Below are 18,420 nucleotides of genomic sequence, written 5' to 3'. Positions count from 1 at the left end.
ATCACAACATGACATTCTCGGCTTTCACCAAATATCTCGCCGGCCTGGCAGCGGTCGTGACCATCATCGCAGGCCTCGGCCTGGTCTCTGACACGAGCTTCGTCTCCGAGGCTTCGGCGCAACAGGCCGGCTCCGTGCCCGGCAACACGCTCGGTACCTCGAGCCAAACCGATTTCTGGCGGGCCGTCCGCCAGGGCGAGCAAGGGAACGTCTCGATCCCGGATGTCCGCGCCGGAGTCCTGATCCAGTCCGAAGGCGACAACTGGCGGGCTTTCCGCAACGGACCGCTCTCGGTTTTCGGTGCCTGGGCCCTGCTCGGCATGATCATCCTGCTGTGTGTCTTTTTCATCCTGCGTGGCCGGATCAAGGTCGAACACGGCCTCAGCGGCAAACTGATCGAGCGCTTCAATACGGTTGAGCGGTTCGCCCACTGGCTGACGGCGACCAGCTTCGTTGTGCTGGCGCTGACCGGACTCAACGTGCTGTACGGCCGTTATGCTCTGCTCCCGCTCATCGGCGCGGATGCGTTCTCGATTATCACCGTGGCCGGCAAGTACCTGCATAATTACCTGGCCTTCGCCTTCATGGTCGGCGTGGTGATGATGTTCGTGCTCTGGGTCGGTCACAATATTCCGAACCGGACCGATCTTAACTGGATCGCAAAGGCAGGCGGTCTCTTCACTAAGGGCGTGCATCCGCCGGCGAAGAAGTTCAATGCCGGCCAGAAGCTGATTTTCTGGTCCGTCATCATCGGCGGCGTCTCGATCAGCGTCTCGGGCCTCGCGCTGCTGTTCCCGTTCGAGATCCAGATGTTCGGCAAGACCTTCGCCATCATCAACCTGTTCGGAACCTCGTTGCCGACAGAGCTGTCGGTAATGCAGGAAGTGCAATTGTCCCAGCTCTGGCATTCCATTGTCGGCATCGGCCTGATCATGGTCATCATCGCCCACATCTATATCGGCTCCATCGGTATGGAAGGTGCTTTCGATGCCATGGGCAGCGGTCAGGTGGACGAAAACTGGGCCAAGGAACACCATAGTCTCTGGGTCGAGGAAGTTAGGGCACAACAAGCCTCGTCCGGCTCGGACTAGGCGCGACGGCCGAGACCCATCGTGCGACGAGGGAACGGCAGCACTTTACGATCTGGGACAGGCGCGAGCCCTTGCCGGGTGGCGCCTGTTCTCCTCGCTTTGTTATGTGTTCTCCTGTCCCCTGCGCCGGCGGACGCTGAACTGATCGGCCATGGCGGCCCTGTGCATGCCGTCGCCGTCTCCGACGATGGCGAAACAGCGCTGACCGCGGGCTTCGATTATTCCGTCATTCATTGGGATCTGACTGCGGAGAAAGCCCGCACCCTGATGTATGGCCATGACGCGGCTGTCAGCGACGTTGCCTTTATTCGGCAGACCGGGCTCGCGGTTTCCGGCGGCAATGATGGTGCTGTCTATCTCTGGCGGATCGGGGAGACGGAACCCTTGCGCGTCCTGCACCGGCATGACGGGAACGTGTCGGCGGTGGCTGTATCTCCGGATGGAAAACTGATCGCCTCCGCAGGGTTCGATGGCATGGTGCGGATCAGCCCGGTTGTCGGCGATGCCGCGCCGATGGTTCTGAAAGGCCATGCCGGACCGGTCAATGCAGTCCTCTTTACCGACGGGGGCGAACGGCTCCTGAGCGCGGGCTATGACGGCACGATACGTCTTTGGAACCCTGCCACGCAGGCCGGGGAACTCTTTGCCGAAATCGGGTTGCCGGTGAACCGGCTTTCCCTTTCGCCGGACGGCAAGACGCTTGTGGTTGCCGGGACCGATGAGGCCGTGCGCCTGTTCGATACGGAAAGCCGCGCGGAACGGCGCTTCATGCTCGGGCATGAAGCACCGGTGCTTTCGATCGCGATTACGCCGGATGGCAAGCGTTTCGCGACCGGCGGGGCGCGGGGGCAGATCGTCTTCTGGTCGCTTGCGGACGGACGGCCGCTGAAGACCCTCCGGGGGCATAAGGGGCCGGTCTGGTCGGTTACTTTCACACCGGGCGGCAGCCAGCTTCTTTCCGCCGGTCGCGATGGACGGGTGATCCGCTGGGACCTTGAAACCGGCTCGCAGATAGGAGCCCGGCATTCGGAGGACGATACGCCTTACGTGCCGCCGGGCGACGCACTGGCGGCGCGCGGCGCGAAACTGTTCGGAACTTGCGCCGTCTGTCACACCCTGACGCCGGATGGCGGTCACCGGGCAGGCCCGACGCTGTACGGCGTGTTCGACCGCCGGGTCGGCACGGTCGCCGGATACCCCTATTCGAAAGCACTGCGCGAGAGCGATATCATCTGGAACGAGGACACCATCGGCGCGCTCTTCGAGAAGGGGCCGCAGCACGTGGTTCCGGGTACCAAGATGCCATTGCAGCGGCTTCGCAGCTCCGAAGACCGGCGCGCGTTGCTGCATTTTTTACGTCAGGCCCTGGCCTTTGCTGAACGCCAGGCCGGACAAAACAAGGGAGAATGAAATGAAAGCCTTCGTCGCCGCGCTGATCGGCCTGGTCGTCATCACCGGCATTGCCTGGGGTGGCCTCCACCTGATCGATTTCAGCACCAAGACAGTTAACCAGTCCGCCACGGGCGACGTTCGGCTCGAGTGATGCTCCGGGCTTCGGCGTTCATACTTATAGCGGCGCTGACTGCGTGTTTTCCGGCCCGGGCGGACGATACAGTCCTGTGGGAAAAAGGGCGGCAGATTTCGCTGGTTCACTGTGCCCGGTGCCATGTCGTCGATGCGGAAAAACGGCTGGGCGGGATAGGCAGCACACCGTCCTTTCCGTTGCTGATGTCTCTTCCGGACGGTGAGCACCGCTTCGTCACCTTCTTCGATCGCCGTCCGCATCCGGTCTTCATCCGGATGGAAGGAGTTGAGCCGCTGACGCCGTTACCGGCGAACGCCGCAGAAGTCGAATTGACCGCTGACGATCTCGATGCGCTGCTCGCCTATGCCCTCTCCCTGAAGTCGGCTGCGGATTGACGGGGGCAGGTACCGCCAGTAAGGCTTGCGGAGATGATTTTCACGATCTGCGAACCGCGAAGCCAATGACCGTTCCGCCACCCGCCTATCTGACCGTCCGCGAACTCGCGGAATTACTGCGGGTGAAAGAGCGCAAGATCTACCAGCTCGTGGCCGACGGCGAGGTTCCCTGCCGCCGGGTTACCGGAAAGCTGCTGTTCCCCCGTCAGGAGATCGAGGCGTGGATCGCGGGAGACGCCAGCACCAGTATTGCCGAAGCCGCCCCGACCCCGCCAAAAACCGAACTCGCTCCCCATGCCGGGCCCCATGCCAAGATTGTCGCGGGAAGCCATGATCCCTTGCTTGAATGGGCCTTGCGGGAATCCGGCGCCGGCCTGCCGACGCTTTTCGATGGAAGCCTTGATGGCATTGCCCGGTTCGAGAGGCGGGAAGCCTCGGTTGCGGGCATTCATATTCCCGAAGAAGACGGCGTCGGCTGGAACCTGTCGGCTGTGCGGGCGCTCGGTCCCACCCGCAACGCCGTGCTGATCTCCTGGGCAACCCGCACGCGCGGGCTGATCGTCGCCCCGGGCAATCCTTTCGGTATCGGAAACATCTCTGATCTTGCGGGAAAGAGAGTGGCCCAGCGGCAGGCCCATGCGGGAAGTCAGCTTTTGCTGGAGCAACTGATGGCGTGGGGCGGTTTGGCTGAAACGGATGTGAGCTGGCTTGATCTGCCGGCGCGGACGGAGACCGACGTGGCAGAGGCGGTGCGTGCTGGCCGGGCCGATGCGGGCCTTGGGCTGGAGAGTGTGGCCCGGCAGCATGGTCTCGATTTCATTCCCCTGGTCGAGGAACGGTTCGATCTGCTGGTCTGCCGGAAATTCTATTTCGAGCCGCCATTCCAGGCCCTGCTCGAATTCGCGGCGGGACCGGTGTTCCGCGACCGGGCAGCAGAGCTCGGCGGTTACGATATCTCGGAATGCGGCCGGGTCAGGGACAACGCGCCCTGACCCGGATCTTTGATGAGGCTCAGCTTGCGTTCGCGAAGAACAGCTGCTGGCCGTTCAGCTTGTAGCTGTTGATGGTCTTCTGGCCTTCGTCGCCGGTTACCCAGTCGATAAAGCTCTGGCCCAGTTCCTTCTTCACGACGGGATGCTTGGCCGGGTTCACCAGAATGACGCCATACTGGTTGAAGAGAACCTTGTCGCCTTCGACCTGGATCTTGAAGTTGCCCTTGTTCTTGAAGCTGATCCAGGTGGCCCGGTCGGTTAGCGCGTAGGCGCCCATGCCGACGGCGGCGTTCAGGGTCGCGCCCATGCCGGAGCCGGTCTCGCGATACCAGGAGCCGCTGGAGGCATCGGCATCGACACCGGCCGCTTTCCAGAGGCGCTTTTCCTTCTTGTGCGTGCCGCTGTCATCGCCGCGCGATGCGAAAGCCGCTTTGGCATCGGCGATCATCTTGAGCGCTGCCGGGGCGTCCTTCATGCCACCGACTTTTGCCGGATCGGCCGCCGGGCCGACAATGACGAAATCGTTGAACATGACGTCCTGACGGCTGACGCCGAAGCCTTCGGCGACGAACTTTTCTTCCGCGGGTTTGGCATGCACGAACAGCACGTCGCCATCGCCGTTGCGGGCATTCTTCAGTGCCTGGCCGGTACCGACAGCCACGACCCGAACTTCGATGCCGGTTTTCTTGCTGAAGATCGGCAGCATGTAATCGAACAGGCCGGAATTCTGCGTCGAGGTGGTCGATTGCAGGGTGATGAACTTGTCCGCGGCAACGGCATTGCCGGTTGCCGTCAGGGCGAGCATCGCCGCGAGTGCGAGCCCTCCCAAAGTACTCTTCAGGTGTTTCATTGCGTTTGCTCCCATTGGTCGGTGGTTTTGTCTGGTCAGGCGCCGTTCGGCAGGTGCAGCCGCCCGGCAAGGTAATCGCGCGCGGCAGCGCTCGATGGGGCTTCAAAGAAAGCGGCGGCGGCGCTTTGTTCTGCGATCCGGCCCCGGTCCATGAAAATGATTTCGGAAGCGAGGCGCCGGGCCTGATGGATGTCATGGCTGATCATGACGATCTTGCAGCCGCGCCGTTCCGCCGCCAGCACCAGCGCCTCGATGGCGGCGGTGGAGGCGGGATCGAGACTGGCGGTGGGCTCGTCCAGAAACAGCACATCCGGCTGCAGGCTGAGGGCTCGGGCGAGAGCAAGGCGCTGCTGCTCGCCGCCGGAAAGCACCCGGGCCGGGCGCGCCGCAAGATGCGCGATGCCCGCTTCCTTCAAGGCCTCGGTCGCTCGGCGGTTACGGTCCGCGCGGGGTACGCCCGCCGCATTCAGGGCATGATCGAGATTGGCCGTGACAGACCGGCGCAGCAGCACCGGCTTCTGGAATACCATGGCCTGGCGCTTGCGGATCTCTCGATTGGCGGTCTGTCCCCGCCAGCTCACCGTGCCGGCGCTCGCCGGGATCAGACCGTGCAGGATGCGCATCAGGATGCTTTTCCCGGCGCCGTTCGGGCCGAGGATCATGCTGATGCCGCCTTCGGCGATCTGCAGGCTCACCTTGTCCAGCAGGGCAAGACCGTCCGGTGCATAGCTGAGATCTTCCGCACGCAGCGGCAGCAGCGGATTGGTCACTGCGAAGCTCGCATTCGGGCTGACATTTTGCGGGATATTATTCATAGGCAAACCGCCGCGCCGTCCCTTTCAGGGCCATCAGGGCGGCATTCACGCTGATCGAGATGCCGATCAGGATCAGGCCGAGCGCCAGGGCCAGGGCGAGGTCGCCTTTCGAGGTTTCCAGAGCGATGGCGGTCGTCATCACCCGGGTCACATGGTTGATGTTGCCGCCGACAATGATCACCGCCCCGACTTCCGCGACAGCCCGCCCGAAGCCGGCCAGTGCCACGGTGATCAGGGAGAACCGGCCATCCCAGAGCAGGGTGGTCAGAGTGGCGAACGGCCCGAGGGCGAGGGAGCGCAGTTGCTCGTCATATTCGGTATGCAGATCGGCGATCACCTGCCGGGTCAGCGCCGTCGCGATCGGCGTTACCAACACCGTCTGCGCAATGATCATGGCTGTTGGCGAGTAGAGCAGCTGGAATGTGCCGAATGGCCCCGCGTTCGAAAGCAGCATGTAGATCGCCAGACCGACCACCACGGGCGGCAGTCCCATCAAGGCATTGGTCAGAACCAGCAGCACCCCGCGTCCCGGAAAACGGAAGATGGCGATGGCGGCGCCAAGGGACATGCCGATCATGCAGGCGCACATGGTCGCGGACAGGCTCACTTTCAGCGACAGCAGCACGATCTCCGCGAGATCTGCGTCAGCGGAAAAGATAAGCTGGAAGGCCAGCGAAAATGATTCTGCAAAATCCTGCATAATTATGCGTTTTATCCACATTCGATGTTGTGTCGGTAGAATTCATCAAATAATGCGATGTTGCGCTCTGCTTTGCAAGCTGACATCCGCTGGGTGGAAATGAGTGGGTCCGAGGCACGGGCTATTCGCCAGAGACCGAGTTTCAAATAGCAAAATCAACGAAATGAGAAAAAATTTGCTTTAAATCATAAAAATATACGTGCAGTAGAAAAAATATATCAATTATTGCAATTATTAAGAAAATTCATTCTATTTCTCCTCAAGAAAACAATGTGTCTACGAGCGGGGGGAATAGAGACATGTATGTTCGTGCCGATAGCGCCCAGAGTCAGGCGTCGAATCTCAGAAAAATGATTGATGAAATGCCCGTGGCGGTCATGACCTGCGCGCTTCCGGATTTTGTCATCGACTATGCAAACAAAGCATCCTTGGAAGCGCTCAAGCGGATCGAGCACGCTTTGCCGGTCAAACATGATGAAGTTGTCGGCAAGAGCATCGATATTTTTCACAAGACCCCGGACAGTCAACGGAATTTCCTGTCTAATCCGGCCAACCTGCCGCACCGGACACGGATTTCAATCAGCGGCGAATATCTCGACCTTCAGGTGAGTGCGATCCTGGATGAACGCGGCGCCTATGTCGGCCCGATGCTGACCTGGTACATTGTCACAGACCGGGTGGAGGCAGAGCGGAAGCTGAACCAGCAGGTTCAGATGCTGAACAAGATGCCGATCAACGTCATGCTCGCGGACAAGGAGACATTCGAGATCACCTTCGTCAACGACACCAGCAAGCAGACCCTGAAGCGGATCGAGCATCTTCTGCCGATCCCGGCCTCTGAGGTGGAAGGGGCCAGTATCGATATCTTCCACAAGGCGCCACAGCATCAGCGCAAACTGCTGTCCGATTCATCGAACCTGCCTTTTCAGACGGTGATCTCGCTTGGCGAGGAAAAACTGAATCTCATGATATCGCCGCTGCTTGACGAGAAAGGTGGCTATCAGGCGCCGATGCTCACTTGGTCGGTCGTGACAGAGAATGTCCGGATGGCGGACCGGGTTTCCGAGGTGGTCGAGCAGGTTGCGGGTGCTTCGTTTCAACTGCGTAGCAATGCGGGGCAGTTGGCGGAAACCGCATCGACGGCCAATAGCACGGCGGCCACGGTCGCCACGGCGACGGAAGAGCTTAACTCTTCAATCGCGGAGGTCAGTCGCCAGATGGCGGAAGCCGCACGGGTGGTGGAAACGTCGGTTCAGGAGTCGAAACGATCCTCGGGGATGGTGGAGACGCTCTCCGTCACAGCGCAGCGGATTGGCGAGGTAGTCACGCTGATCCAGGCTATTGCGGCGCAGACCAATCTCCTGGCGCTCAATGCCACCATCGAGGCAGCGCGTGCAGGAGATGCCGGCAAAGGGTTCGCGGTCGTGGCGAACGAGGTGAAGAACCTAGCGACGCAGACGGCTGGTGCAACGGAAGATATCTCCGGGCAGATTGCCCAGATCCAGTCGGCTGTCACCGACGCGGCGGAGGCCAACCATTCGGTCACCCGGACGATCGAACAGCTCAATGAGATCGCCACGGCTGCTGCAGCCGGTATTGAGCAGCAGAGTGCGGCAACCGAGGAGGTCGCGCGCAATATCACGGAAGTCCAGTCCGCGTCGTATTCGGTGGGGGATTTGTCTGCCGAGATCCTGAAGGCAGTCTCTTCGCTTGCCGATCAGGGGGCGATGCTAAAGGAAGAGTGCACGAGCTTCCTGCAATCGACAACGGCGACTCGCTGAGGGCCTGGGCGCACTTCGAAGGTTGCTTAAGGCGCAGCCCGGGTTTTTTAAACGACGACCAACGATCTAGATGCGTAGCACCGAACATGCAAAATAATGCATGTCAATTTCCGTGATTGCATTATAGTGCGCCTTCGTTTGAAGAAGACGGAGCGCCCCGGCGAGTGGCGCCCTCATGGGAGATGCGCAAAAATGTTGATCGATTTCCGGACCGATCCGTCCCGCTACAAGCACTGGAAACTGGTGTTCGACGGCGCCCGTGCTGACCTTGTTATGGATGTGGACGAAAAAGGCGGCCTGTTCGAGGGCTACGAGCTGAAACTCAATTCCTACGATCTCGGGGTCGACATCGAGCTCTATGATGCAATCCAGCGGCTGCGGTTCGAGCATCCGGAAGTGAAGGTCGTTGTGCTGCGGTCGGCCAAGGACCGGGTGTTCTGCGCCGGCGCGAATATCCGCATGCTCGCCGGTGCCGCCCATGCCCATAAGGTGAATTTCTGCAAATTCACCAACGAGACACGTAATTACATGGAAGAGGCGAGCGCCGAGTCCGGCCAGAAATATCTGGCGGCGGTGACCGGTGCATGCGCCGGCGGCGGCTATGAGCTTGCCCTCGCCACCGACCACATCATCCTGACCGATGACGGTTCTTCCTCCGTTGCCTTGCCGGAAGCGCCGCTGCTGGCCGTGCTGCCGGGCACCGGCGGGCTGACCCGGGTCACCGACAAGCGCAAGGTCCGGCGGGACCGGGCGGATGTGTTCTGCGCCATCGAGGAAGGCATCAAGGGCCAGCGCGCCGCGGACTGGGATCTGGTCGACGAAGTCGCCCCGAACTCGAAGTTCGACGAGGTGGTCGCGGCCCGGGTGGCGGCAATGGCGGAAAGTTCCGACCGGCCGACCGGCGCCAAAGGCATCGCTTTTCCGCCGATCGAGCGGAAGATCGAGGGCGATCTGATGCAGTACGATCTGGTCACGGTCGAGATCGACCGGGATGAGCGCAATGCGACCATCACCATCAAGGGCCCGGAGCAGGACGTACCGGCGGATACCGATGCGCTGGTCGCGCTCGGCGCCGACTACTGGATGCTGAAGCTCTGCCGCGAGCTGGACGACGCGATCCTGCATCTGCGGATCAACGAGCTGGAAATCGGCACCCTGATCCTGAAGACCGCTGGAGACGGCGCCAAGGTGCTGGCGCATGACGCCTTCATCGCGGCCAATCGTGGTCACTGGCTGGCCCGCGAAATCGCGCTTTACTGGAAGCGCGTCATGAAGCGGATTGACGTGACGTCGCGTTCGCTGGTGGCGCTGGTCGAGCCGGGAAGCTGCTTTGCCGGATCGCTGGCCGAACTGCTGTTCGCCGCCGACCGCAGCTACATGCTGGAAGGCCAGCTTGACGGCGATAACCGTCCGCCGGCCGAAATCGCGCTTGGCCCGGCCAATTTCGGCCCGTTCCCGATGAGCAACGATCTGACCCGTCTGCAAACCCGGTTCCTCGGCGCCCCCGAGGCCGTGACAAAAGCGGAAGCCTCGATCGGCGAGACGCTGGATGCGGAGCGGGCGGACGAGCTCGGCCTCGTTACCTTCATCTTCGACGATATCGACTGGGAGGACGAGGTCCGGATGTTTCTTGAGGAACGCTCCAGCTTCTCCCCCGATGCGCTTACCGGCATGGAGGCGAACCTGCGTTTCGCCGGGCCTGAGACCATGGAAACCAAGATTTTCGGCCGCCTGACCGCCTGGCAGAACTGGATTTTCCAGCGCCCGAACGCGGTTGGCCCGGACGGCGCGCTTGGCCGTTACGGCACAGGCCGCCAGCCGGAATACGACATCAAGCGGGTCTGACCGCCCAAAACCCTCATCAAGAGGCTAGACCCGAAACATTGAGGAGACGCGGATCATGAATGAAGTTCTCAACGTCAGCTATGACACCAAGATCCCGAACAACATCAACCTCTCCAGCGACCGCAAGGTTCTGAAGGCGCTGGAGCAATGGCATCCGGGTTATATCGACTGGTGGATGGATCAGGGGCCGGAAGGCTTCCAGACCTCCGATGTCTATCTCCGGACGGCTGTCAGCGTTGATCCCAAAGGCTGGGCCAAGTTCGACTACGTGAAGATGCCCGACTATCGCTGGGGCATCCTTCTGGCGCCGCAGGTCGAGAACCGGAAGATCGCTTTCGGTGAGCATAAAGGCGAGGACGTCTGGCACGAGATCCCGGGCGAATACCGCGCCATGCTGCGCCGGCTGGTGGTGATCCAGGGCGACACGGAGCCGGCTTCGGTCGAGCAGCAGCGCTTCCTCGGCACCACGGCGCCATCTCTCTACGACATGCGCAACCTGTTCCAGGTGAATGTCGAGGAAGGCCGGCACCTCTGGGCCATGGTCTACCTGCTGCAGAAATATTTCGGCCGCGATGGCCGGGAGGAAGCTGGCGAGCTGCTGAACCGCCGCTCCGGTGACGGTGACAAGCCGCGCATGCTGGGGGCCTTCAACGAAGAGACCCCGGACTGGCTGTCCTTCTTCATGTTCACCTTCTTCACCGATCGTGACGGCAAGATGCAGCTCGAAAGCCTGGCCCAGTCCGGCTTCGACCCGTTGTCCCGGACCTGCCGCTTCATGCTGACCGAGGAAGCGCACCACATGTTCGTCGGCGAGACCGGCGTCGGCCGCACCGTGCAGCGCACCTGCGAGGCCATGCGCGCGGCCGGCATCGAGGACCCGTACGAGATCGAGAAGGTCCGCGCTCTCGGCGTGATCGACCTGCCGACCCTGCAGAAGAAGGCGAACCTGCACTTCTCCCTGTCCCTCGACCTGTTCGGCTCCGAGATCTCGACCAATGCGGCCAACGGCTACAATTCAGGTCTGAAGGGCCGTTTCCAGGAAGAGCGGATCGACGACGATCATCGCCTGGTCAACGACACCTATCCGGTGTTGAAGTTGGTCGGCGGCGAGTTGAAGCTGGTCGAGGAGCCTGCACTGTCCGCTCTTAACTCGCGGCTGCGGGACGATTACGTCCGGGATTGCCAGGGCGGCATCAACCGCTGGAACCGGATCATCAGTAAAGCGGGGATCAATTTCGAGATCACTTTGCCGAGCGTTGCCTTCCACCGCCATATCGGCGAGTTCCGCGATGTTCACACCACGCCGCAGGGCCAGGTCCTGAGCGATGCCGAATGGGGCGCGCGCCGGGACGAGTTCCTGCCGACGACCGGGGACGGCGATTATATCGCCTCGCTGATGACATCGGTGAGCGAGCCTGGCAAGTTCGCCGGCTGGATCTCCGCCCCGCGTGTCGGCATCGACAACAAGCCGGGCGACTTCGAATATGTGAAGATCCACGACTGAGTTTACCCGGGACTCCTCCCTTAGAAGACTCGGGCTGACCCGGGCCGCCATTTTGGCGGCCCGGGTTTTTTTACGGTCAACTATCCGTAGCAATCCGTCCCGGACTGGATCGGCGGGCATGGGACCGTGCCGTAGGAGCAAAACACGCAGCAATCGCCGCGTTTGGGTTTCAGGAGCGCGCCACATCCCTTGCAGTCATAGAAGAACTGGCATGCATCGGTTGGCATTTGCTCCGTCTCGCGGTGACCGCATTCCGGGCAGGTGATGGTCGATTCCAGGATCGGTTGGCTGCTGCTTGGCGCCATGTGTTTATCCCTGTGAAAACCAACCCCGCGTCCGGTTCGCAAACGCGACCAGCGACAGCATCACCGGCACCTCGACCAGCACGCCGACCACGGTGGCCAGCGCAGCACCGGAATTGAGGCCGAACAGGCTGATGGCGACGGCAACGGCGAGTTCGAAGAAGTTCGAGGTGCCGATCATGGCGCAGGGCGCGGCAACGTTGAACGGGACTTTCCAGGCCTTCGCCCAGCCATAGGCGATGGCGAAGATGCCGTAGGATTGCAGGATCAGGGGGATGGCGATCAGCAGGATCGTGAGCGGGTTTTCCAGCACGGTCTGGCCCTGAAAGCCGAACAGCAGGACGACGGTCGCCAGCAGGCCGAGCACGGAGAAGGGTTTCACCCGGGCGGTGAAGTCATGGACGATCTGCTCGCCCGCATCGTGATTGGCGGCCTTTGCCGTCAGGTGGCGCCGGGTCATATATCCGGCGCCGAGCGGGATGACGACATAGAGCACGACCGAGAGCAGCAGGGTCTCCCACGGCACGGTCAGTTCCGTCACGCCGAGCAGCAGCCCGCAGATCGGCGCGAAGGCGATGATCATGATCAGGTCGTTGATGGAAACCTGGACCAGCGTGTAGGTCGGATCGCCCTTGGTCAGGGTGGACCAGACGAAGACCATGGCCGTGCAGGGCGCGGCGCCGAGCAGGATCAGCCCGGCGATATATTGCTCCGCATCGGCGGCTGAAATCAGTCCGTCGTACAGATAGCGGAAGAAGAGGATGCCCAGCGCGGCCATGGTGAAAGGCTTGACGATCCAGTTCACCACCAGGGTGATGACCAGTCCCTTGGGCCGGTCACCGATGCTTTTCAGGCTCTCGAAATCGACCGCCACCATCATCGGGTAGACCATTGCCCAGATCAGCACGGCGACGACGATATTGACCGAGGCGTATTCCAGCCCGGCCAGTACGGCGAACAGGCCCGGTGCGAGATTGCCGAGCAGCACCCCCGCCGCAATGCAGAGCGCGACCCAGAGGGAAAGCCACTTTTCGAAGAACCCGATGCCGCCCGGGGCAGCGACTGTTTCTGAACTCATGCGGTGTCGGGTCCTTCTTGTTGCCGTCAGGCGTTTTCGGGCGTCTTCGTAGCGCCGGCGATATCGTCCAGCCGCTTTTGCAGGGCGAGCTTGTCGAGCCTCTGGAGCGGCAGGTTGACGAAAATTTCGATCCGGGTGTTCAGCATCCGGAAGGTATCGGCGAAAGCAAAGCGTTTTTCCGCCTCGCTGCCCTCCACTGCCGCCGGATCAGGCACGCCCCAATGGGCCGTCATCGGCTGGCCCGGCCAGACCGGGCAGGTTTCCTTCGCGGCGTCGTCGCAGACCGTGAAGACGAAATCCATCGCCGGCGCGCCGGGGGCTGAGAATTCCTCCCAGCTCTTGGAACGCAGGCTATCGAGGGCGTAATTCTGATTTCTCAGGAAGTCCGCCGCATAGGAATGGATTTCACCGCGCGGCGTGCTGCCGGCGCTGTAGGCCTGGAACCGGCCGGCCCCGGCGCGGTTCAGAATGGCTTCCGCCATGATGCTGCGGGCGGAATTGCCTGTGCAGAGAAAAAGAACGTTGAAGATCCTGTCGCCGGTCATTGCTCTGTCTCCGGAATGGCGCCGCAGAACGCGGCATTAGCGGTAAGGCCGCCACATATGTCCGGGTTTCCGTTACAGCAATCCTGTGTCAGGAATGTTAAAAGCCGCCGCATGGCGTCGATTTCCACGGAGTAGAAGACATTCCGATGCTGCCGGCGGGCCCGGACCAGACCTGATCGCTCCAGCTGCGCGACATGGAAAGAGAGGCTGGACCGGGAGACGCCGACCTGCTCCGCCAGATCCCCCGCCGAGATACCTGACGGTCCGGCCTGCATCAGCCTGCGATAGACCTGAAGCCTCGATTCCTGTGCCAGCGCGCCAAGCGCGATGATTGCGTCATGCTCATTCATTTCAATAATTCAAATATCATTGAAATGAGAAGGTGTAAATTCTATTCTGCGGTCCTCGTGTCGCCGGGCATATGGTGGAGGGCGAGCGTGCATAACAGGAGCAGCGGATGACCGTGCGTGTTGCGATCAATGGTTTTGGCCGGATGGGGCGTCTTGGCGCGCGGGCATGGTGGGGAAGGGACGGCTATGAGATCGTCGCCATCAACGATCCCGCTTTCACGCCGGAAATGGCCGCGCACCTGCTTGAGTTCGATACCGTTCACCGGCGTTGGGACCGGCCCGTCGGCCATACCGGAAACGGCATCCTGGTCGACGGCCGGGAAATCCCGCTGACGGCTCATGCCTCCCCGGCTGAAAGCAGCTGGGGCGGCAAGGATGCCGACATCGTTCTGGAATGCAGCGGGCGCTTCAAGTCCGGTGCGGCATTGCAGCCCTATTTCGACCGGGGCATCGCCAAGGTGATCGTCTCCGCACCGGTCAAGGAAGACGGCGCGCTCAACATCGTGATGGGCATCAACCACCACCTCTACGATCCGGCGCAACATCACCTGCTGACGGCGGCTTCCTGCACGACGAACTGCCTCGCCCCGGTGGTGAAGGTGGTGCATGAGGGGGTCGGCATCCGTCATGGCTCCATCACCACCATTCACGACGTGACGAACACCCAGGTGATCGTCGATGGGCCGCACAAGGATTTGCGCCGGGCCCGTTCGGCCCTGAATGCGCTGATCCCGACCAGCACCGGCTCGGCGACGGCGATCGGCATCATCTATCCGGAACTCAAGGGTCGGCTCGACGGCCATGCGGTGCGGGTGCCGCTGCTCAATGCTTCCCTGACGGACTGTGTTTTCGAGCTTGAGCGGGAAAGCTCGGTGGAAGAGCTGAACGGCTTGTTCAAGGCGGCGGCGGACGGGCCGCTTGCCGGTATCCTCGGTTTCGAGGAGCGGCCACTGGTCTCGACCGATTTCACCGACGATCCGCGCTCTGCCATCATCGACGGGCCCTCCACCATGGTGGTGAACGGGACGCAGGCGAAGATCTATGCCTGGTACGACAACGAGTGGGGCTATGTGAGCCGGATGATGGAGCTCGCACGGCACGTGGCGGAGCGGCTGTGACCGAGACAGAAAACAAGGTTGCGCCGGCCGGCGACGGGCGGACCTATGCGTCCGTGACCGGGGCCTATTGGGCCTTCACCCTGACGGACGGCGCGTTACGCATGCTGGTGCTGCTGCATTTCCACCAGCTCGGCTTCACCCCGCTCGATATCGCCTTTCTGTTCCTGCTGTACGAGGCGATGGGGATCATCACCAATTTCCTCGGCGGCTGGATCGGTGCGCGCTTCGGGTTGCGGATCACGCTCTTTGCCGGGCTGGCTGTGCAGATATCGGCGCTGCTCATGCTCTCGGCCACGGACCCGGCCTGGACGGCTTTGTTCTCGGTCGGCTACGTGATGGTGGCGCAGGCGCTTTCCGGGGTGGCCAAGGATCTCACCAAGATGAGCTCCAAATCCGCCGTCAAGCTGGTGGTTGCATCGGAGGAGGCCGGATTGCTTTTCCGCTGGGTGGCGGTGTTGACCGGCTCCAAGAACGCCCTCAAGGGCGTCGGCTTTCTGCTCGGCGGGGTGATGCTGGAGGGGCTTGGCTTTACGCATGCGCTCTACGCCATGGCCGGGATGCTGGCCGTCGTCCTCGCTGCTGCTCTCGTAACCATCAAGGCGGATCTCGGCCGGGCGAAGACAAAGATCGTCAAGCGCGACCTGTTCGCCAAGACGCGGGAGATCAACTTTCTCTCCGCTGCCCGGGTCTTCCTTTTCGCCTCCCGCGACGTCTGGTTCGTCGTCGGGGCGCCGGTCTTCCTTTATGACCAGCTCGGTTGGTCTTTTGACCGTGTCGGTCTGTTCATGGCGGTCTGGGTGGTTGGCTACGGCATCGTGCAGGCGCTGGTGCCCCGGTTCCTCCGGCGGACGCGGGATGCCGGGTCGGCAGCGCGCGGTGCGGTGCTCTGGGGCTCTGTTCTGGCGCTGCTACCGGCCATGATCGCGGCAGGGCTGACCCCGGGATGGATGCCTGCCGAGTTTGGTGCAGGCGATGCTCCGGCCATCATACTGGTCGGCGGGCTGCTTTTGTTCGGCGTGGTGTTCGCGGTCAATTCAGCGCTGCATTCCTATCTGATCGTCGCCTATTCGGACGCGGACAAGGTGGCGCTGAATGTCGGCTTCTATTACATGGCGAACGCCGTCGGCCGGTTCGCAGGGACGCTTCTTTCCGGGCTGGTCTACCAGCTTGCCGGATTGACGGCGACGCTCTGGGTCTCCGCCGCCATGGTGTTGCTGGCGGTCATGCTGACGGTGCCGTTAGGCGGCGGCAGGCGGGCTATCCCGCAATCGGGATAAAGGCCTGCTCGCCGGCCCTTTCCTGAGCATCAGGTGCTGGGCTGCTGGATCACACAGCCATACCAGCCGAGGCCTTCATATGTCTCGTAGCCGGGTGTCTTGTGGAAGCCGACGACAGCGCCGTTGGGCAGAGTGTAATGACCGCTGTCCCGGCCCTCGGTCTTCAGATCGAAACGCTCGCTCAGGATGCCTTCCCGGTCGGACGCGGCGATGATGCGGAAATCGGCGTCGAGCAGCATGGCGCGGGAGCGGCCAGCTTCTGCTTTCTCGAAGCGGACACCCTCGACGATGGTCTGTGCTTGCGGCTCCCACTCGAAATGAATGCCCAGAACGCCGAGCACGGCGCCATTGCTCTCGCCGCCTTCCCGGATCGCGGCCGCATAGGTCGCGGTCGGCTGGCCGTCGAGTTCTACGCTCGTCGCGATATCGGCAACGGAGTATTCATCGCCATCCCGGGTCGCCATGGCGTCGCGGAACCAGCCTGCATTGGAGACAGAGCGGCCGGCGGCGTTGTAGCGCTCGGGCCGGCCATTGGCGATAACGGTGCCGTTGGCGTCGCAGATCCAGAGGTCGATATAGACGGTATAGGCTGACAGGATCACGCCGAGCCGCTTGGAAGCATAGGCGGCGGCTTCGTCGGATGGAGCGGCGAGGCAGTCGACGATGGCGCTGTCGGTCGCCCACCAGCGCACGTCGCAGGTCCGCTCGAACAGGTTCCGGTCGATCAGTTCGACCGCGTTCAGGGACAGGTCGACAAGCCGCTGACCCTTGAGCTGGTCGACAATCGAGCGACCGATGGTTTCCAGCATCTCCGCCTTGCCGGAGAGTTCGGTCTGCAGCGCGTCGGCGATCTGCTCGATCTCGACGGAAACGCCCTTCACCTCATCGGCGACAACCGCAAAACCGCGCCCCAGCTCGCCGACCCGCGCGCTTTCGATCAGCGCGTTCAGGGCCAGCATCTTGGTCCGGCCGGTAATGGCATGGATTTCCGAGATCTTGGTTTCGGCCGTGTTCCGGACATCGGCGGTGAGCGTGACGATCTGTTCCGGGTCGGTGGTGGCGTCAGACGAACTCATGTGAAGTTTCCAAGGATATGGGAGGCCGGTGGAGGCTTTGGGTGAGAGGCGATTCTATCTGATGCACGATTTCTAAGCAAAACAAGTAAATGCTTAATTAATAAGCATAATGTTAATTCGACATTGCGAGCAAGCGACCTATAGGAGACTGTCTGCGACATATGATTTGGGACGGGATCTTCCATGGCGCTCTGGCATAAATACTCATTGGTTGCATATTTAGCGGTGTTCGTCGGCGTCTTGGGACATGCATCCACGGAATTTTTTGCGGTTTTATCAGGAGTGTCCGGTCCGGAGCTTTCGGTCTGGCGGTTTTTACTTGGCGGCGCCGGGCTGGTGCTTGTGGCGATTGTACTGCCTGGAACGCGTGATCTGGTCGCGCCTTTCAGGACGCATGGATTGAAGCTGCTCTTCCTCTCCCTGCTCGGTGTGACGATCGGCTATCTCGTTTTCCACTGGTCGCTCGATTTTGCCTCGGTACCGCAGGTGGCGACCCTGGTGACGACAATCCCGATCTTCGTTGCCATCTCCAATCTTCTGATCAACAAGGCGCCGATCACCCGGGGCAAGATCGCCAGCGGGCTCTGCGCGGTCGTCGGGATCGCCCTGCTGATCACGGACGGCTATGTCGCCTCGCTGGCGGGCTCCGGCGAAAGCCTGCTCGGGATCTTTCTCGCCACCGCCTGTGCCGCTGCCGTGGCTGCCTATTCCGTTCTGGTGCGGCCGATCATTGCGATCTATGGCGCCCTTCGCATCACCGCCATCACCATGATGCTCGGGGGGATCGGCCTGTGGCTGGTGGTCGGCCTGTTTTTCGGTGTTTGGGCCGAGCCCTCCCGGCTGGCCGGTCTGGGCACCCCGGCGCTGACCTCGCTGCTGGTGATCGCTTTCTGGAACACCACCATCACCCAGTTCCTCTGGATTGGCGGGCTCGCAGCGGTGCCGGATATCACGCGCGGCAGCTACCTGTTCTTCCTGAAACCGGTGATCGCAGCCCTGCTCGCCGTGCTGGTGCTCGGGCAGGACCTTTCGGCGACGCAGATCCTTGCGATCATCGTCATTACCGGTTCGGTGTTCGGTGAGCTGTTTCTGGACCGGAAGCCCGAAGACTGACTTGCGCTTCCTTGGGCCTTTGGGCCAGAGTTCCGGCGCCAAACAACAGATAAAGAAGCATCG

At 61.7% G+C, this 18,420-nt stretch carries 19 protein-coding genes; 11 read left to right on the top strand and 8 right to left on the bottom strand.

Annotated features, from left to right (window positions below; genetic code table 11):
• Positions 1-8: 8 nt before the first annotated feature.
• From IG629_RS21565 to IG629_RS21550, 5 genes are all read left to right on the top strand, one after another.
• Entirely contained in the window at positions 9-1,091 is a 1,083-nt protein-coding gene (locus tag IG629_RS21565; RefSeq protein WP_193173968.1) for a formate dehydrogenase subunit gamma, read from the top strand.
• A gap of 78 nt (positions 1,092-1,169) precedes the next feature.
• On the top strand, positions 1,170-2,501 hold the full coding sequence (locus IG629_RS21560; protein WP_193173967.1) for a c-type cytochrome: 1,332 nt from the start codon (positions 1,170-1,172) through the stop codon (positions 2,499-2,501).
• Position 2,502: 1 nt separating this feature from the next.
• Positions 2,503-2,634: a hypothetical protein gene (locus IG629_RS22920; RefSeq protein WP_264299846.1), complete on the top strand. Its 132-nt coding sequence runs from the start codon at positions 2,503-2,505 to the stop codon at positions 2,632-2,634.
• A complete protein-coding gene (locus tag IG629_RS21555) occupies positions 2,634-3,011 on the top strand; it encodes a c-type cytochrome (RefSeq protein ID WP_193173966.1) in 378 nt (125 codons plus the stop codon). Before IG629_RS22920 ends, IG629_RS21555 begins: the two co-directional genes overlap by 1 nt.
• Before the next feature lie 65 nt (positions 3,012-3,076).
• Positions 3,077-4,003: a helix-turn-helix transcriptional regulator gene (locus tag IG629_RS21550; protein ID WP_193173965.1), complete on the top strand. Its 927-nt coding sequence runs from the start codon at positions 3,077-3,079 to the stop codon at positions 4,001-4,003.
• A gap of 19 nt (positions 4,004-4,022) precedes the next feature.
• Here IG629_RS21550 and IG629_RS21545 read toward each other — a convergent pair whose 3' ends face one another.
• From IG629_RS21545 to IG629_RS21535, 3 genes are read right to left on the bottom strand one after another with little or no spacing between them, the layout of a single operon-like run.
• Positions 4,023-4,853, bottom strand: coding sequence for a substrate-binding domain-containing protein (locus IG629_RS21545; protein ID WP_193173964.1), 831 nt, complete (start codon positions 4,851-4,853; stop codon positions 4,023-4,025).
• Positions 4,854-4,888: 35 nt separating this feature from the next.
• Positions 4,889-5,668, bottom strand: a complete 780-nt coding sequence (locus IG629_RS21540) for an ATP-binding cassette domain-containing protein (protein WP_193173963.1) — start codon at positions 5,666-5,668, stop codon at positions 4,889-4,891.
• The gene (locus IG629_RS21535; RefSeq protein WP_193173962.1) at positions 5,661-6,368 is read right to left on the bottom strand and encodes an ABC transporter permease; all 708 of its coding nucleotides are present in this window, start codon (positions 6,366-6,368) and stop codon (positions 5,661-5,663) included. The genes IG629_RS21540 and IG629_RS21535 overlap by 8 nt, the downstream gene beginning before the upstream one ends.
• A 299-nt stretch (positions 6,369-6,667) precedes the next feature.
• Between IG629_RS21535 and IG629_RS22990 the strand changes: the two genes are divergently transcribed.
• The 3 genes from IG629_RS22990 to boxB all read left to right on the top strand — a co-directional run bounded on the left by IG629_RS22990 (position 6,668) and on the right by boxB (position 11,498).
• Positions 6,668-8,149: a methyl-accepting chemotaxis protein gene (locus IG629_RS22990; RefSeq protein WP_193173961.1), complete on the top strand. Its 1,482-nt coding sequence runs from the start codon at positions 6,668-6,670 to the stop codon at positions 8,147-8,149.
• 192 nt (positions 8,150-8,341) lie between these two features.
• Positions 8,342-9,994 carry a 2,3-epoxybenzoyl-CoA dihydrolase gene (boxC, locus tag IG629_RS21525; RefSeq protein WP_193173960.1) on the top strand — a complete coding sequence of 551 codons (1,653 nt, stop codon included), beginning with the start codon at positions 8,342-8,344 and terminating at the stop codon, positions 9,992-9,994.
• Between the two features lie 55 nt (positions 9,995-10,049).
• On the top strand, positions 10,050-11,498 hold the full coding sequence (gene boxB / locus IG629_RS21520) for a benzoyl-CoA 2,3-epoxidase subunit BoxB (protein WP_193173959.1): 1,449 nt from the start codon (positions 10,050-10,052) through the stop codon (positions 11,496-11,498).
• An 80-nt stretch (positions 11,499-11,578) separates the two neighbouring features.
• On the opposite strand, the gene IG629_RS21515 is transcribed toward boxB, so the two are convergent.
• The 4 genes from IG629_RS21515 to IG629_RS21500 are packed head-to-tail and all read right to left on the bottom strand — an operon-like array spanning position 11,579 to position 13,773.
• Complete coding sequence (locus IG629_RS21515) at positions 11,579-11,803, bottom strand: GDCCVxC domain-containing (seleno)protein (RefSeq protein ID WP_193173958.1); 225 nt, start codon at positions 11,801-11,803, stop codon at positions 11,579-11,581.
• Between the two features lie 4 nt (positions 11,804-11,807).
• Complete coding sequence (gene arsB / locus IG629_RS21510; RefSeq protein WP_193173957.1) at positions 11,808-12,878, bottom strand: ACR3 family arsenite efflux transporter; 1,071 nt, start codon at positions 12,876-12,878, stop codon at positions 11,808-11,810.
• Positions 12,879-12,904: 26 nt separating this feature from the next.
• Positions 12,905-13,423 carry an arsenate reductase ArsC gene (locus IG629_RS21505; RefSeq protein ID WP_193173956.1) on the bottom strand — a complete coding sequence of 173 codons (519 nt, stop codon included), beginning with the start codon at positions 13,421-13,423 and terminating at the stop codon, positions 12,905-12,907.
• A complete protein-coding gene (locus tag IG629_RS21500) occupies positions 13,420-13,773 on the bottom strand; it encodes an ArsR/SmtB family transcription factor (protein ID WP_028467486.1) in 354 nt (117 codons plus the stop codon). The genes IG629_RS21505 and IG629_RS21500 overlap by 4 nt, the downstream gene beginning before the upstream one ends.
• A 107-nt stretch (positions 13,774-13,880) precedes the next feature.
• Here IG629_RS21500 and IG629_RS21495 point away from each other — a divergent pair, with 107 nt between their 5' ends.
• Entirely contained in the window at positions 13,881-14,891 is a 1,011-nt protein-coding gene (locus tag IG629_RS21495) for an ArsJ-associated glyceraldehyde-3-phosphate dehydrogenase (RefSeq protein ID WP_193173955.1), read from the top strand.
• The gene (arsJ, locus tag IG629_RS21490) at positions 14,888-16,168 is read left to right on the top strand and encodes an organoarsenical effux MFS transporter ArsJ (RefSeq protein WP_193173954.1); all 1,281 of its coding nucleotides are present in this window, start codon (positions 14,888-14,890) and stop codon (positions 16,166-16,168) included. Before IG629_RS21495 ends, arsJ begins: the two co-directional genes overlap by 4 nt.
• A gap of 29 nt (positions 16,169-16,197) precedes the next feature.
• On the opposite strand, the gene IG629_RS21485 is transcribed toward arsJ, so the two are convergent.
• A complete protein-coding gene (locus IG629_RS21485) occupies positions 16,198-17,244 on the bottom strand; it encodes a methyl-accepting chemotaxis protein (RefSeq protein WP_193173953.1) in 1,047 nt (348 codons plus the stop codon).
• 183 nt (positions 17,245-17,427) lie between these two features.
• Here IG629_RS21485 and IG629_RS21480 point away from each other — a divergent pair, with 183 nt between their 5' ends.
• Positions 17,428-18,357 carry a DMT family transporter gene (locus IG629_RS21480; protein WP_193173952.1) on the top strand — a complete coding sequence of 310 codons (930 nt, stop codon included), beginning with the start codon at positions 17,428-17,430 and terminating at the stop codon, positions 18,355-18,357.
• Positions 18,358-18,420: the final 63 nt, after the last annotated feature.

Origin of the sequence: Nisaea nitritireducens (assembly GCF_014904795.1) — a bacterium.
GTDB classification, from domain to species: Bacteria; Pseudomonadota; Alphaproteobacteria; order Thalassobaculales; family Thalassobaculaceae; genus Nisaea; species Nisaea nitritireducens.
The sequence above is the reverse complement of the archived record's forward strand: the minus strand, read 5'-3'. Positions and strand labels throughout refer to the sequence as shown.

Coding starts and splice junctions, on each gene's coding strand:
- IG629_RS21495 (WP_193173955.1), top strand. CDS start 13,881: ATGACCGTGCGTGTTGCGATCAATGGTTTTGGCCGGATGGGGCGTCTT.
- IG629_RS22920 (WP_264299846.1), top strand. CDS start 2,503: ATGAAAGCCTTCGTCGCCGCGCTGATCGGCCTGGTCGTCATCACCGGC.
- IG629_RS21565 (WP_193173968.1), top strand. CDS start 9: ATGACATTCTCGGCTTTCACCAAATATCTCGCCGGCCTGGCAGCGGTC.
- IG629_RS21485 (WP_193173953.1), bottom strand. CDS start 17,244: ATGAGTTCGTCTGACGCCACCACCGACCCGGAACAGATCGTCACGCTC.
- IG629_RS22990 (WP_193173961.1), top strand. CDS start 6,668: ATGTATGTTCGTGCCGATAGCGCCCAGAGTCAGGCGTCGAATCTCAGA.
- IG629_RS21545 (WP_193173964.1), bottom strand. CDS start 4,853: ATGAAACACCTGAAGAGTACTTTGGGAGGGCTCGCACTCGCGGCGATG.
- boxC (WP_193173960.1), top strand. CDS start 8,342: ATGTTGATCGATTTCCGGACCGATCCGTCCCGCTACAAGCACTGGAAA.
- boxB (WP_193173959.1), top strand. CDS start 10,050: ATGAATGAAGTTCTCAACGTCAGCTATGACACCAAGATCCCGAACAAC.
- arsB (WP_193173957.1), bottom strand. CDS start 12,878: ATGAGTTCAGAAACAGTCGCTGCCCCGGGCGGCATCGGGTTCTTCGAA.
- IG629_RS21505 (WP_193173956.1), bottom strand. CDS start 13,423: ATGACCGGCGACAGGATCTTCAACGTTCTTTTTCTCTGCACAGGCAAT.
- IG629_RS21515 (WP_193173958.1), bottom strand. CDS start 11,803: ATGGCGCCAAGCAGCAGCCAACCGATCCTGGAATCGACCATCACCTGC.
- IG629_RS21550 (WP_193173965.1), top strand. CDS start 3,077: ATGACCGTTCCGCCACCCGCCTATCTGACCGTCCGCGAACTCGCGGAA.
- IG629_RS21480 (WP_193173952.1), top strand. CDS start 17,428: ATGGCGCTCTGGCATAAATACTCATTGGTTGCATATTTAGCGGTGTTC.
- IG629_RS21535 (WP_193173962.1), bottom strand. CDS start 6,368: ATGCAGGATTTTGCAGAATCATTTTCGCTGGCCTTCCAGCTTATCTTT.
- IG629_RS21500 (WP_028467486.1), bottom strand. CDS start 13,773: ATGAATGAGCATGACGCAATCATCGCGCTTGGCGCGCTGGCACAGGAA.
- IG629_RS21555 (WP_193173966.1), top strand. CDS start 2,634: ATGCTCCGGGCTTCGGCGTTCATACTTATAGCGGCGCTGACTGCGTGT.
- IG629_RS21540 (WP_193173963.1), bottom strand. CDS start 5,668: ATGAATAATATCCCGCAAAATGTCAGCCCGAATGCGAGCTTCGCAGTG.